3 protein-coding genes are annotated in these 2,061 nt (G+C 41.4%); 1 reads left to right on the top strand and 2 read right to left on the bottom strand.

Annotation, left to right across the window (positions count from 1 at the left end):
• A partial coding sequence (locus tag F6K49_RS43665) for an Ig-like domain-containing protein (protein WP_293108014.1) occupies positions 1 to 878 on the bottom strand: 878 nt, incomplete at its 3' end.
• 479 nt (positions 879 to 1,357) lie between these two features.
• Between F6K49_RS43665 and F6K49_RS43660 the strand changes: the two genes are divergently transcribed.
• Positions 1,358 to 1,495: a hypothetical protein gene (locus F6K49_RS43660; protein ID WP_293108011.1), complete on the top strand. Its 138-nt coding sequence runs from the start codon at positions 1,358 to 1,360 to the stop codon at positions 1,493 to 1,495.
• A 363-nt stretch (positions 1,496 to 1,858) separates the two neighbouring features.
• On the opposite strand, the gene F6K49_RS43655 is transcribed toward F6K49_RS43660, so the two are convergent.
• A partial coding sequence (locus F6K49_RS43655; protein WP_293108007.1) for a glycoside hydrolase family protein occupies positions 1,859 to 2,061 on the bottom strand: 203 nt, incomplete at its 5' end.

The following is a 2,061-nucleotide window of genomic DNA, read 5'->3' as shown; positions in this document are numbered from 1 at the left end:
CCATTGTCATCCACTACTGCAGTACCATTGCTGGGATCATTGAGAATGGTTACAGTGCCGTTTCCGTCAACATCAGTGTCATTTTGTAAAACATCAATGGTTACCGCTGTATTTTCTTCAGTAGTAGTGGTGTCATCTACTGCAATCAGACTGTTCTCGTCAACACCAGTAACGTCAATGTCAACAGTAGCTGTTTGAGTAGTTAGACCATTGCTTAACTCATAGGTAAAACTGTCAGGTCCACTGAAACCATCCTCAGGAGTGTAAATCACAGAATCATCACTGAAGTCTCCAGGAGTGCCATTGTCATCCACTTCTGCAGTACCATTATTGGCATCAGTGACAATGGTCAGAGTGCTGTTTCCGTCAAGATCAGTGTCATTTTCTAAAACATCAATATTTACCTCTGTATTTTGTTGAGTGGTAGCGGTGTCATCTACTGCAATCAGATTCTCATCGAGTGGAATGAATTCAATGAAGTCAATTCGGGCAAATTCCTGGCCATCACGAGTACCGTTAATTGTGATCAGGTCTCCATTGTTGATGAATACGGTACTGCTAATTTGTTCATTGACGAAACTATCAGCATCAGGGTTAATACCAGCACCATCAGGGGGTTGATCGAGAGTTAATGTTGGCAATACGGTATCGCCAATAGTGATATCTATGGTGCTATCCCCATCAGTCTCATCAAAGTAGCCCAGCCTGACTTCGTAGTTACCAGTAGGTAAATCAAAGGTTGTGCTAGCAGTACCAGAGGAGGCATTAGAACCAATTCCAAAAGGTATTCTGAGCAGTGAACCACCCTCAGCATCCTCATTATTATCAGTTACAAAATTCGTTAGATTTTCAAAACTTTCAGCTTGAATTTTTACCATAATTTTTATTTACTGAACAATAATTATAATTTATCGCTGTTGACTACTTATACGGGTTAACTGATAGAATTCAGGATAATCTGACCTAGAATGCTTTGTCAGTCTTTACTAGGGATTCACCATCACAAGCTTGCCTATTCTATTCCCTGATTTTATCTTTGGCTAAGGATAATTTGGTCAGTCAATTAGCTTGTATAAATACTAGGGTAAATTAAAAAATGTGTGAATAACAATGAAGTAAGTTTGGCGTTATCAAAGGAATAATTATCGACAATTTTTGCTCTGGTAAAATTTAATAAAATAGTTATTTATAGCACTACGTATTAAATAGCTTACTTTTAGGTGCGACCCGTGGCGAATTTAATTCGCCTACGGAAAGCGCACCTTTGACTTCTGACTTGCGCGGTAAGCATATGCGCTACAGATGGTGCTACTTGAGGTGCTATCAGCTATCAGCTATCAGCTCTTAGCCAAAGTCCTTGGCCAAAGGCCAGGCTAAGCGAATGGCCACGCTACGGGAACAGTTTATGCCCATAGCGTTACTTCATAGGCTAGAAGTCTGTGCCACGCTACTGTTCGCGCAGCGTGCGCGTAGCGCAATCGGTGCTTTTGTATAAAATAAGCTGACGACACCTCAAGTAGCGTGAGCCAAAGGCTGACGGCACCTCAAGTAGCGTGAGCTAAAAGCTCACGGCTGACGGCACCTCAAGTAGCACCATCTGTAGCACCTCAAGTAGCGCATATGCAAACCCTTGCGCGTAGCGCTATATAGCACTACGCATTCAGATTAAGACATTTGTAAACTCCGAAACTTACTCATAGCTTACTTCTGACTTCTGACTTCTGACTTCTTACTTGCGCGTAGCGCTATATTAGTCCTTAGCCCTTAGTCATTGCTTTTTATAGCAGTTCTCAATACAAAATTAAGAACTGCTTAAAAAAAATTTGTTAATTTTCTGCAAGCATGCGATAATGAAGGATTAGCGGTTTAGTTCTTCCTCAAGCATCTGTTGATAAACCTTTGGCAAGTGTTTACTCATGCTATTGGTTTCTATTCCATAACCTAGACTTGTCCAAGTACCAGACAACCGCCGCAACACTTTATCTAAATTTCCTTGCCGCAATTCTTTGGGAATATCCATCCCCCAGGCTCTACTATCCTTGAGCCAATCGTGAACCACAG

It is taken from the genome of Moorena sp. SIO3I6, from assembly GCF_010672095.1.
This window is presented reverse-complemented; position numbering and strand designations above follow the sequence as displayed.